Source organism: Sphingobacterium sp. UGAL515B_05 (assembly GCF_033097525.1).
In the GTDB taxonomy this organism is placed as follows: Bacteria; Bacteroidota; Bacteroidia; order Sphingobacteriales; family Sphingobacteriaceae; genus Sphingobacterium.
The window spans coordinates 3,972,157-3,983,908 of record NZ_CP109907.1; the positions used below are offsets into that span (position 1 = coordinate 3,972,157).

10 protein-coding genes are annotated in these 11,752 nt (G+C 40.1%); 7 read left to right on the forward strand and 3 right to left on the reverse strand.

Annotation, left to right across the window (positions count from 1 at the left end; genetic code table 11):
• The first annotated feature begins 14 nt into the window (after window positions 1–14).
• The 3 genes from OK025_RS16015 (at window position 15) to OK025_RS16025 (ending at window position 5,226) form a co-directional block, all read left to right on the forward strand.
• Window positions 15–1,643 carry a RagB/SusD family nutrient uptake outer membrane protein gene (locus OK025_RS16015; protein WP_317665248.1) on the forward strand — a complete coding sequence of 543 codons (1,629 nt, stop codon included), beginning with the start codon at window positions 15–17 and terminating at the stop codon, window positions 1,641–1,643.
• A gap of 61 nt (window positions 1,644–1,704) precedes the next feature.
• Entirely contained in the window at window positions 1,705–3,228 is a 1,524-nt protein-coding gene (locus tag OK025_RS16020) for a hypothetical protein (RefSeq protein WP_317665250.1), read from the forward strand.
• Between the two features lie 6 nt (window positions 3,229–3,234).
• Entirely contained in the window at window positions 3,235–5,226 is a 1,992-nt protein-coding gene (locus OK025_RS16025; RefSeq protein WP_317665252.1) for a hypothetical protein, read from the forward strand.
• Window positions 5,227–5,269: 43 nt separating this feature from the next.
• Here OK025_RS16025 and OK025_RS16030 read toward each other — a convergent pair whose 3' ends face one another.
• Entirely contained in the window at window positions 5,270–5,641 is a 372-nt protein-coding gene (locus OK025_RS16030; RefSeq protein ID WP_317665254.1) for a nuclear transport factor 2 family protein, read from the reverse strand.
• 263 nt (window positions 5,642–5,904) lie between these two features.
• Between OK025_RS16030 and OK025_RS16035 the strand changes: the two genes are divergently transcribed.
• Window positions 5,905–7,491: a glycoside hydrolase family 16 protein gene (locus tag OK025_RS16035; protein ID WP_317665256.1), complete on the forward strand. Its 1,587-nt coding sequence runs from the start codon at window positions 5,905–5,907 to the stop codon at window positions 7,489–7,491.
• 58 nt (window positions 7,492–7,549) lie between these two features.
• On the opposite strand, the gene OK025_RS16040 is transcribed toward OK025_RS16035, so the two are convergent.
• Together OK025_RS16040 and OK025_RS16045 are read right to left on the reverse strand one after the other, a co-directional pair.
• Window positions 7,550–8,305, reverse strand: a complete 756-nt coding sequence (locus OK025_RS16040) for a helix-turn-helix domain-containing protein (RefSeq protein ID WP_317665258.1) — start codon at window positions 8,303–8,305, stop codon at window positions 7,550–7,552.
• A gap of 161 nt (window positions 8,306–8,466) precedes the next feature.
• Window positions 8,467–9,723 carry a hypothetical protein gene (locus OK025_RS16045; protein WP_317665260.1) on the reverse strand — a complete coding sequence of 419 codons (1,257 nt, stop codon included), beginning with the start codon at window positions 9,721–9,723 and terminating at the stop codon, window positions 8,467–8,469.
• Between the two features lie 144 nt (window positions 9,724–9,867).
• On the opposite strand from OK025_RS16045, the gene OK025_RS16050 reads away from it, so the two are divergent.
• The 3 genes from OK025_RS16050 to OK025_RS16060 all read left to right on the forward strand — a co-directional run bounded on the left by OK025_RS16050 (window position 9,868) and on the right by OK025_RS16060 (window position 11,746).
• Window positions 9,868–10,431, forward strand: coding sequence for a Crp/Fnr family transcriptional regulator (locus tag OK025_RS16050; RefSeq protein ID WP_317665262.1), 564 nt, complete (start codon window positions 9,868–9,870; stop codon window positions 10,429–10,431).
• A 55-nt stretch (window positions 10,432–10,486) separates the two neighbouring features.
• Window positions 10,487–10,936, forward strand: a complete 450-nt coding sequence (locus OK025_RS16055) for a hypothetical protein (protein ID WP_317665264.1) — start codon at window positions 10,487–10,489, stop codon at window positions 10,934–10,936.
• A gap of 99 nt (window positions 10,937–11,035) precedes the next feature.
• Complete coding sequence (locus tag OK025_RS16060; protein WP_317665266.1) at window positions 11,036–11,746, forward strand: HAD family hydrolase; 711 nt, start codon at window positions 11,036–11,038, stop codon at window positions 11,744–11,746.
• The last annotated feature ends 6 nt before the right edge of the window (window positions 11,747–11,752 follow it).

The following is an 11,752-nucleotide window of genomic DNA, read 5'->3' on the forward strand; positions in this document are numbered from 1 at the left end:
AAATTTATTGACAGATGAATACAAAGATAAAATTATATATAACGATCTTTTTTGCAAGCTGTTTGACATCCTGTTCAAATTATTTGGATGTTAAACCGTTGGATTCCTTTACTGGAGATGCTATATTCTCGGATCTGAAATTGACCGAAACGTATGTAAATAAACGTTATACAGAAATACGGGACGGTTTTGGAAATCTTGGTTTAAGGTATATTTCGGACGAGGCTTATCATAATTTCAATTCGGGAAATCCTTATTTATACAACAGGGGAGAAGTGACGGCAGACCAGTTCGGGGACTATTCCACATGGAATGCTTATTATGAGGCGATTAAGAACTGCAATATCTTCTTTGATAATATTGATAAGTTGAAAGCCGACAAAGGGCAGGTGGATCGGTTGAATGGCGAGATGATCTTTCTTCGCGCATTCTTTTATGCGGATCTTGTCTCACGTTTTGGTGGTGTTCCGTTGATCACAAAAACTTTCGATCTGAACAGCGATATGATGGTGCCGCGTAATTCCTACGATGAATGTATAGACTTTATTGTGAAAGAATTGGATAAAGCTGCTGGGTTGCTCCCTCTCAGTTACGAAGGAAAGGATTTTGGTAGGGCAACTAAAGGCGCAGCATTGGCACTGAAGTCACGGGTAACATTGTATGCTGCAAGTCCATATTGGAATCCATCCAATGATAAGGCGAAATGGCAAAAAGCTGCTGATGCGGCTAAGGCTGTACTGGACCTCAATCAATACCAGCTTGATGCAAATTACAAACAGCTTTTTACGAGCAATAAGAGTAAAGAGATCATCTTCATGAAGCAGTTCAATACTGAATTTGGACATTCTTTTGACTGGACCGATTCTCCGAATGGTTTCACAGGTTGGTCAAGAACCTGTGTGCTTCAGGACATGGTCGATGCCTATGAGATGGAAGATGGTTCTATGCCTTCTGCACAAGCCTATGCGGATGGCAAACCTTGGGAGAATCGTGAGCCTAGATTCTATGCTTCTATTGTTTGTGATGGTCAGCAGTTTAGGGGTAGAGAGATTGAGTTTTATATATCCTCAACAGGAAACCGGGCTAATAGCGGTAAGGATAGCGAATTCGGAATTGATGATTGGAATGCATCGAAGACCCATTATACGATCCGTAAGTTTATGGATGAAAGTTTGCGTAATCCTTGGAATGATAAAAGTGCACAACCGTGGATTTATATGCGTCTGGGTGAGATATATCTAAATTATGCGGAAACTCAGTATCAATTGGGGAATGAAGAGGTAGCTCGCACTTACATCAATAAGATTAGAGAGCGTGCACGTGGTGGGAAGGTAGGCGTACTTCCTGCAATTACGAGCACAGGTGCCGCGCTTTTGGGAAAGATACAGCAGGAACGACGCATAGAACTTGCCTTTGAAGACCATCGTTTTTTTGATGTAAGACGTTGGAAAATTGCTGAACAGACCGAAAACAAACCGGCGCGAAAAATCACCATTGTACGGGACGACCAAACGAAAAAGAAAAGTTATAAAATTGAGGTGCTTCAAGAACGGAAGTTCTTTCCGCAGCATTACTTACTTCCTATTCCACGCAGTGAGATTCAACGAAATGCATTGTTGAAACAGAATCCAAGTTACGACTAATCAACCAACCTCCAAGGGTCTGCGCTGTGCAGATCCTTGGTTTATTAAATGGCTACTCCTTATGAAAACCTTTTTATTATTTGCAGTACAGACTATGCTTTCTGTCAGTGTGTTTGCGCAGAAGCAAGATATTTCAATCGATACGGACCAAAAGGAACTCCAGGAGGTCTTCGACTGGGCTAAGCAGAAAGCACGATCTTTTGTTGTTACCGGAACGCGGGGACCAGTCAATGTTTACAAGAAAAATCAATCCGCAGACATCGCTTCGTATCAACCGGCTTATTGGGCGGGATATCCTCTACGAACGGCCTTCTATTCGCGTGATTTCTGTCACCAAGCGGTGGGAGCGCATCTGTTGGGTTTGGAAGAAGAGAATTTTACGATGCTTCGGGCTTTCGCGGCAAGTGCTACGAAGGAACGAAAGTGGTTTCCTTTGTGGGCGATCAATTTTGATGGGAGCCCTTATACACTAGACTACAGAAATGACGATGACTTTGTCCGTGAGATACCGGCAGTGTTTGAGTTGGTTGAAAAGAATGCGCAGCTCTATGACTGGACCAAAGATCAACGGTATCTTAATGATCCAGCTTTGTTGCTATTCAATACAAAAGCGGTAAGTGATTTTGTGGCATTGCATGATGCTAAAAAGCCAAACGGCGTGGCCGAGAGCGAAGGTTCGGGCAATATTTTCAAAGGTACGGCTACCTACAATGAACACCGTGACCAAACTTTGATTGAGGCCGGTGACGGTATTGGAAGTCAGTACCAGGCTTATTTGGCCTTCGCTAAACTTTCAGCATGGAGTGGCAAGAAAAGCCAGGCTGGAAACTATACTAAAAAAGCCCAAACATTGTGGAACTATTTTAATACAGAATGGGGGGTAAAAAACAATAAAGAACTGTATAATCGAGGCTACGATAAAAATAATCTGCCCGTGTCCGGTTGGGGGAAAGAAAATTCTTGGTTTCTCCCCTTAAAAGAAATTACGGACCAGCGATCAAATCGGCATCTGAATTATTTGGATTATATCGATGCACAGCTTGGCTCAAAAGAAGGACTGCCCGAAAATATCGAAGCAATCACCTATGTTCCTGAATTGTTTTTCAAATATGGGCAGAACGAACGAGGTTGGAAATGGCTGAAATATATTATATCAAAAATTAATACGGCGCATGCCATGGCTACATTGACAGGTACCAATGGTGATTACCCCGAAGTTTCTTTTGTGCTGATAAGCAACGTTGTGCAAGATATGATGGGGATTAAACCTGGGGTAAAAGGTAATTCTTTAGAAACTTGTTCCCACCTTCCTCAGGATATTGAGCGGGTTAAAGTGTCGAATGTGAAGATTGGTCGAGCAATGTATACAGTGAAGCAACAGGGGATATCGGGAACGACTTTGTCGTACTCAGGAGGAGAGGCAACGCAGTACTGGCAGGCTGGTTTTCCGGGAAGCCACCCTTATCTTTACGTTAATGGTATCAAGAAAAAAAGTCATATTGGTCAGAAAAATGGTTTTACTTACAGCTATATCGAGGTGAAGATTGGCCGCGATATGGAATATACCGTAGCAACTCAATTATAGATCGTCATGAAAATTAAATTATATTATTTGGGCATCATTGCCATGAGCCTGTTGCAGTGGAATTTGACGGTAGCTCAAAATTCAAAAAAATGGGCACTATTAAATGGGAATAGGATTGAATGGAAGGTTAAGCAGGGTGAGAATCACGAAGATCATATTGAAATGGCCGGTTTACAATCTGCTGCGGTCCTTTACTACGGTGTTCGCGAAGGTCGTCTGTTATTGGACAAAAAGATCGTATTTCCCATGTTGCGGACAATTCCCAACAATACACATGCAAGTTTAACCGTACCTTTTCAGGATACTAAGTCTTTATTGATAAAAGTAGATGGCGTAGCGGTCGATGAGTATCCGCAACATTTTGTACTTGACGGAAAACTAGCTGTTTATTCAACGACGAATTCAGCACTGGAAGTACAGCGGACGTTATTTCCATCTGTCGATAAACCTGTTTTGATTGAACGCGTTAAGTTGGTGAATACGGGGAATAAACCCCTGCGGATCGATCTGATTAACAAGTATTCGAAATTCCTGTCCGACCCTGCGAAAAGTGTTTATGGACAATATGTTGTACAGGCCTTGGTAAGAGATAGTCTGGTGCCAAATCTTGAGCCAAAGCAGAGCTATCTGTTTGATATTGTGTATGAAGGGAAGAAAATTTCAACACCTGTTTATCAGTATTCTCCTTCTTATGAATTACAGAAAAGGGAGGGTTTTGTAAAAAGTTTAGCCGACGATCTAATTCTGGAAACCCCTAATGATACGATCAATACAGCATTTGCTTTTGCTAAGATTCGTGCAACTGAAAGTATTTATGATACGAAGGGCGGATTGATGCACGGTCCAGGGGGCTTAAGCTACTATGCTGCTATTTGGGCAAATGATCAGGCTGAATATGCCAATCCTTTCTTTCCTTTCTTGGGCAATCGCAACGGCAATGAAAGCGCCATAAACTCTTTTCGCCATTTTACCCGTTTTATGAATTCGGATTATAAACCAATTCCGAGCTCAATAGTGGCGGAGGGCGATAGTTATTGGAATGGTGCTAAGGATAGAGGGGACATGGCTATGATTGCCTATGGAGCATCCCGGTATGCGTTAGCATTGGGAAAGAAAGATATTGCTGTCGAATTATGGCCATTGATCCACTGGTGTTTTGAGTACCTGGAACGACAAAAGACAAGTGAAGGAGTTTATCGATCGGATAGTGACGAACTGGAGGGGAGAGCACCGGCAGGTAAAATTAATCTGTCGACAAACAGTATCGCCTATGGAGCCTTTCAAAGTGCGGCAGACCTCGCTCATGAATTGGGAAAGGAGGATCTTTCACAGCAATACAGACGACGCGCTGAAGAACTCCGTCATTCGATTGTGCGTTATTTTGGTGCCGACGTGCAAGGCTACTCCACCTACCGTTATTACGATAGCAATACCATCTTAAGGGCTTGGATATGTTTGCCTATGACCATGGGGATCACCGAGCGGAGTGCTGGAACAATTGATGCCTTATTATCAAAATATCTCTGGACAAACAACGGTATCCTCACACAATCCGGAGATAAGGTATTTTGGGATCGGGCAACCTTATATGCTTTTAAGGGATTTTTTATGACGGGAGCAACCGAAAGGGCGCTGCCTTATTTTAAGTATTACTCTTCGATGCGTCTTTTGGGCGATCATGTACCCTATCCGGTTGAGGCCTGGCCTGAAGGTGGACAAAGGCATTTAAGTGCCGAAAGTGCCTTGTATTGTCGGGTCATAACAGAAGGATTATTTCATATTGTACCCACAGGTTTTCGAAAGTTCAGTATAAGTCCCAGTTTGCCAAAGGAATGGAAGTATATGCGGCTTAGACGTATAAAGGCCTTTGACCGGGTGTTTGATATTGAGGTATCCCGGAAAGGCAAACAAGAGTTTCTTATCGTGAAACAGCAAGATGGTCAACTCATTCAAAAACCAATTTTGAGTCAGCAGGCAATCAGTATCACCTTAAATTAACCGAAAAAATCTCCACAAGTCGTCGTCCTGTGGAGATTTTTCACTATAGTCCCTTATAGTGCGCTGAAACTTTGCATATTTTTCCACGTACATCTAATTCCATATATTCCGCGGAAAGCGAGTCGTTGACGCTTTTATAGAAAAGTACTATGGAGTTTACGCCCGTAAGTATGTGGTAAAGCTCAAAATGGAGTTCTGGATATTTTTCCAATGCGCTTTTAAAATAAGCTTTTAATTCCTCTTTGTTGTTTATATTTCCAGCCGTATTCACACCCATTTTCTGAATAATGGGGGAGCGAAAGTGAATGTCTTCACTATAGTGTCGCATAATTGCATCTAGATCGTGTTGGTTCCAGGCATCAACCCAATGTTGTGCAAGATCTGCAGGCTGATTAAAATTATCTACTGTATCCATACTGTATTAAAAATTAAACGATGTATCTGACGGAATTGTCAAACCAAACCGTTTAAGGCAATATACATAATTTAACTGTTTTATCGGCGGGAAGGATAGATAAACCGCTATTGACCCGCGATTTGTTGGAATAGCTAAATTGAACAAACGGTTGCGTTTTGATCAGAGTTGTCAATGCTGATAATTCTCGTTATTATCGTAAGGTTATAGTCTGTTCGTAAGCAGATTGACTATAGTTTGTTCGTTTATAAAATAAGAAAATTGTGAAAAAATATCTATTTCTTGCAGGTATTCAGGTAATGTCAGCGCTAGGGCTATCGGCTCAAACGACAAGGTCAAATGTACCATTACAGCTATTGGGTACACGGAGTTGGATCCGTGTAGACATGAAGGATAATCAACCGGGCATGTCTGGAGCGAAAGTCTTTTGGGCAAAAACGAATAAGAAACCGCAGACAGCCAATGCGATATTGGCAGAAGGTGTCAAACGTTATTATATTCAACAGGTAGAGGCTGAAACGACCTATTATATCTGGATAGAATCGGCTACAGGAAAATCCTTGGCAAATGGAAAAGTGTATACGAGCAAGAAATGGCAGTTGGATAATACTGAACGCGATGAAGAGCGAAATCATCCAAGTTCAAAAGCCGTTCCTGTTGGTATGGAAATCTATTGGCAGGATGAATTTAACGATCAATTACTTAATCGGAATAAATGGACGACCAACTATTTTTCATCCTTGAATTATCTGAATGCAATATCCAAGGATGAAATGTTGCATGATCGTTTGCCACAACCTGCATATACTTTAAATGGATCAGCGATCAATCTGTATGTCAATGATACGATTCCGAAGCGAATCTTTACAGAAGGTGGCAACCAGAAGATTTCATCCATCCAAACCTACGATTGGAAGTCCAATGAAAATTTACTGGATAATAGCAAAGGTGGGTACTTTGAAGTTAAGGTAAGACGTAACCGACAGGGGAATCCCAAGGGAACAAATACAGCTTTTTGGTTTGATTCACCCGGACCAGATATTCGTTATTATCTTCAAGAAGGATCCGAAGTCGACGGAATTAAAGGCATTCGCCCCAAGGGACAGCTTTTTGAAATCGACGTTTTCGAATATATTACGGCTCAGTTTGTGATACATGGACATGTTGATCAAAAAGGGGTATTTCAACGTAATCTTGCTACACATATTGCGGAGGGGTATGAACACGTCGGACAATGGGTAACACATGGGGTATTGTGGACACCTACAAGTATTAAACATTATATCAATGGCGAGCTGATCAAAGCGTATACGAATAAAAATCAGATTTATTCACCCAACCACTTTTTGAACGTATTTCTTGGAGCCTATGGATCTGAAGGTGGAGTCAATATGGAGGTCGATTATATTCGGGCGTATAACTGGCCTTTAAAAGATGGTAATGAATTGCCTAATCCAGATTTTGAGGGTAAATCTGGCCTCGCACCTTGGGAAGGAGCAGCGGTCATCGAAGAAGGGCGCGGCGAAAAGGGGAGTAAAGCGGTGGTACTTGCGCCGGGTCAAAAAATAGAGCAATATGTTTATTTGGATCCCCAACAAGACTTCAAACTTATCTATTGGAGTAAAGGAGACAAGGTCCAGGTGGAAGTTGATGATGTCGCTGTCGTAACAGGAAAGTTGTCGAATTTAAAGACGTTAATACCTGATTTAGGAAAAAAAGGTGGAAAGCAGGAGCTTGATTTTGTTACTGGCAAGGAGATCAATCCGAATAAAAAAATTGTCCGGATTGGATTTACCAATATAGGAAAGGAAAAAGCCTTTTTGGATAATATCACGTTGAAAAAAAGTTAGCTATAATGTGGTTTTCTTACTAAATTCTGGCTCCATGTATATTACGTATGAGCCATTTTTATGTTTTTTTATGTGCTAAATGTTTCTTTTGATATGCTGAAGGTGACATGTTTGTCTGTTTTTTGAAGAAATGAGAGAATGTAGCGGGGTCCTCAAAACCCAATTCAATCATAGTAGTCTTGATTGGATTGGCCCCCAAACTCAGCAGGTACAGAGCTTCCTTCAACAAACGATTATGAATCAGTTTGAGGGGGGGAACCCCCATGTATTGCTGTGTTTGCATCCAAAGATTTTTTACAGTTATATTCAGTAAATTTGCGTAATAAGCGACATGGTGTTCTTGTTTATAATGAAGTTCTATTAATTCAAGAAAGCTATTCAGGATGGCTGGATAAGCGTATGGTGCCAAATTATCGATGTGTTTGACTAAGGAGTGGTTAATCTCTATTAAGCTAGTTGTCAAACGTGATAAAATTAGTGATAATGTTGGCTGATAGCGATAGAGTTCATTACGGATCTTATCGAATTCATAGCGGAGCGTTTCAAATTTATATGGCGTGACCCGAAGTATCGGATAATCTTTAAGGAGTTTTATGTTGATTGAAAGCGTATGACATAATTTTTCAAAATTTTGCCAGGGAATTCTAAAATGATAAACAGCGGTTTCTTTGAAAAAATAGAAAGAACTTGATTGACCGGGGAACATTAGATGAATTTGATAACCCATCATATTATGTTCCTCCTGATCAATCTGACGCGTACCTCCTTTCGAATGTATCAAGATAATAGTCACCACCTCTTTGCTTTTGAGCATATGGCAGGTGTGTACCCTGATATTTCGCATTCGATATAAAAAACCGAGATGCTCTACCTCGTCGTCGCATGTTGTTATGTTTGCAGCATTAAACATGGTTATTCTGGTCTGGGGAGCTGTTAAGTGCACGAGTTGTTTTGTTAAGTTTTTACGATTATTATTTAGCGGTTATAGGGATATTCCTGTACCCAATGAAACTTGCGCTGTATTAATTCGAAGGCTTGCATGTCCTGTTTAATAAGTTTAATATGCGCTGTATGGTCATCAAAAGTTTTTGTCAGAAGAATATTTCCGTCAGGGTTGATCTGATAATCAAATTGATAATTGTTAAGGGTAATTTTCTTCCCGGCTGCATCGATAACAACGCTCTCCCTTTGAGGGGTATAGTCTGTGTTGCGTATTAAGACCTTGTTGTTATCAATTTCGAAAACAATAAGTCGCCAATCTTCGGGGATTGATTTGCGTTCTGTTCCCGCTTGTTCAATTCGGTAGATTCCATATAGTGGTGACTTCTTTAGGTACTCAGCTATCATTTTTTTTGTACTTAATATGCCCATGCCCTGTTGCACCATAAAGAGAAGTAGCACGGCCAATTTGGCGATAAACAAACTTTTTCTTTTCCAGCTTTTGTTGAATAGGGGTTGTTGGATAGGGAGTAACTGTACAGGTTTTCCTGAAATAAAAATTGTGAACAATGCTTTTAGGTAGGGAAGCAGTAGGAATATGGAAAGTAGCAGGAGTGCTGTGGAGACCATTTTAACGGGGACGTCATAAAAATAGTTGACGGCCATAATATTGATACTGGTCGCAATGGTAATAAGTGCACCAACAATCATGGTCTTTCTGAAGAGCAATAAGCCTGAAAGTACTTCCACGAGACCTATGAGTAGATTGTAGCCTTGAGAATAACCGATATAAGTCCAGGCTAGCCCCATGGGTGAATATTCACCTAATGGCTGCAGGAGCTGTGTCAGTCTTGGTGGTTGCATTTGCATATAGAAGACTTTGTACAGTCCATAGTTAATAAGCATAAAAGCAACATAATAGCGTATTGCTGTGGTTAACCAATAAAAAAGGATTGTGTAGCTGGCTCTTCTTCGATCCAAGATGGACCATAAAGCTGCCCCGACTACTGCCAGCAGGAATAGGATCAATAGAGATACCCAGGCATAGGAGGTATCACCACTTCCGTTGATGAAGATGCTATGGTCATAGGAGTAGCCCAATATATTTTCTGCAAACCAGGGAGTCAACTTTTGCATAAAATGGGTAAGGGGGATGCTGATATATCCATAAAACGGATAAGCGCCGTTATTGAAAATGAAAATAAACGACAAAACAAAAATAAATGAAAATCGAAAGGCCAATCTTTTAAATACGGACCATGTTTCCGGATTGTTTTCAGTAAGAATATGCATAATTAAAGTTTACAGTATTTAAGTTAATATTTTTTGGTAAAATAGGTCGTATGTTTATTGAAATAAATAATCGATTAAATAGTAAATAATCATTACGAAGTATTTGAACAGAAGTTTTTATCTTGCTCTTAAAAAATAAGAATCATGGACAAGATCAAAGAATATTTTGAATCGCTCGTTGTCATGAATGATAAAGACTGGGAAGTATTTTCCGCTAAGCTTGTTAAGATGGAGTTTCCAAAAAAATCACTGATTTTGGAAATCGGAAAAACTGAACAGTATTTATCTTTTATTGAAAAAGGAATTGTACGTTTCAATATCCCAAAACTGGACTATGATTTTACTTTTGGATTTGCTTTCGAGAATTCTTTTGTGAGTGGCTACGATTCCTTTTTGACGCAACAACCCTCATCGTATCATCTCGAGGCAATAACAGATTGTGTTTTATGGCGGATATCGTACGAGGATCTCCATGCGGTATATCAAACAACAACGGTTGGTAACCTAATTGGTCGGAAAGCAGTTGAGGACATTTTTCTAAAAAAAATGAAACGGGAACTGACGCTGCTGGAAGATTCGGCAAAAACCAGGTATATCAATTTGATGCGTGAGCAACCCGAATTGATTCGCAACATTCCCTTAAAATATCTGGCTTCTTATATTGGTATTAGACCGCAATCGTTAAGCCGGATCAGGAAAGAAATTTAGTAACAAATGTTCATTGATAACAAAAGGATAGGCACCTATTTTTGTTATAAAAAAGATGAAACAATTTTTTGTTTTAATTGTCGTTTGTATTTTTTCCAATCTCATCTTATTGCTGTTGAAGGGGGAGATGGATATTCTTTTAGCGGGTAAAGTTGGATTGGCGGTGATGCTTTTTTTCACTGCATTGGGACACCTACTTTATACCAAAGGAATGATGTTGATGCTGCCCGATTTTGTTACATTTAAAAAAGAAATGATCTATGGAACTGGTTTAATGGAATTCATGGCTGCAATTGGACTATTTGTTCCGCAGGTGAGTCGCATAACGGGAATCCTTTTAATTGTCTTCTTTTTACTGGTATTACCTACAAATATTCGGGCAAACTTAAGACATATCAATTACGAGACGGCTACTTTTGATGGTGCCGGTCCCAACTATTTGTGGTTTCGTATTCCGTTTCAGATCTTGTTGATTGCCTGGACCTATTATTTTGTGGTTCGTTAAAGTAGTTTTCTTAACCAAAGCATAGCAATAAATTAACATATTTTTGTTTAGTTTTATTTAACATTTTTTTATTTTTGCTAAACTTTTAGATTGAATAGAATGAAAGAAGCCATCAAGATGGTCGTATTTGATATGGCGGGTACGACAGTGAACGAAAATAATATTGTTTATAAGACGCTTAGAAATGCAATAAATACGGTAGGGGGATACGAACTGACATTAACAGAGGTATTGGCCCATGCTGCAGGTAAGGAGAAGCTACAGGCGATTAAGACTGTGCTCAAAAATAGTTTGGATGTTGATGACGATGAATTGGCTCAACGGATGTTTGCTTTGTTTTTGAAAGACCTGGAACACGCTTATGAAGTCGAGGAAATTTACCCTAATTCGAATGCGGAAGAACTTTTTGCGATCTTGAAAGAGCGGGGTATCTTGCGTGTGCTCAATACGGGCTATGATCGTAAGACAGCCGAGTCACTTTTGGAGAAGCTTAATTGGAAAGTTGGCAAAGAAATAGATGCATTAATTACTGCTTCTGATGTGCCTCGAAACAGACCTTATCCAGATATGATTCATCTGGCCATGCAAAAATTTGAAATTACGGATCCTGGTTTCGTCGTTAAAATTGGTGATTCTATTATTGACATACAGGAGGGGCAACAAGCGGGTTGCGCTTTGAGTATTGGCATAACAACAGGTGCACATGATGCGGCTCAACTCAGATCGGCAAATCCCGATTATGTGATTGATGATCTACTGGAAATTGTTGAAATACTTGAAAAGAAGAATATATCCAATACAGTCGTCTAGTCTTTC